1 protein-coding gene is annotated in these 397 nt (G+C 48.9%); it reads left to right on the top strand.

Going from position 1 to position 397, the window contains the following annotated elements; genetic code table 11:
• Positions 1-18 precede the first annotated feature (18 nt).
• On the top strand, positions 19-120 hold the full coding sequence (locus tag V6F88_RS27825; protein WP_003402602.1) for a 30S ribosomal protein bS22: 102 nt from the start codon (positions 19-21) through the stop codon (positions 118-120).
• Positions 121-397: the final 277 nt, after the last annotated feature.

Below are 397 nucleotides of genomic sequence, written 5' to 3'. Positions count from 1 at the left end.
GAACAGTGAGGGATCTCCATGGGATCAGTGATTAAGAAGCGTCGTAAGCGCATGTCGAAGAAGAAGCACCGCAAGCTGCTTCGCCGTACGCGTGTTCAGCGTCGTAAGCTCGGCAAGTAATCACACCTCGACCGATCTTTATGCAGCCGCCTCAGGTAATGAGGCGGCTGCATTTTATTTATAAGAAGTTTTTTAAACCGAGGTAACAAAATTCAATATGAGCCCATAAGATGAATAGCGGACTGTCACATTTAGAAAAGAGAAGTACTAATGCGCATCGCCAAGGCTACATTTGCCCTCGCCTGTGCCCTTGCGGCTATTGCGGCCCCTACCGCAGCTTATGCTGTACCGCAGAATACCGTCATTATGCCTGGCGATACCATTAAAGCGAAGTACC

Origin of the sequence: Achromobacter sp. ESBL13 (assembly GCF_036668755.1) — a bacterium.
GTDB lineage: Bacteria > Pseudomonadota > Gammaproteobacteria > Burkholderiales > Burkholderiaceae_B > Achromobacter.
This window is presented reverse-complemented; position numbering and strand designations above follow the sequence as displayed.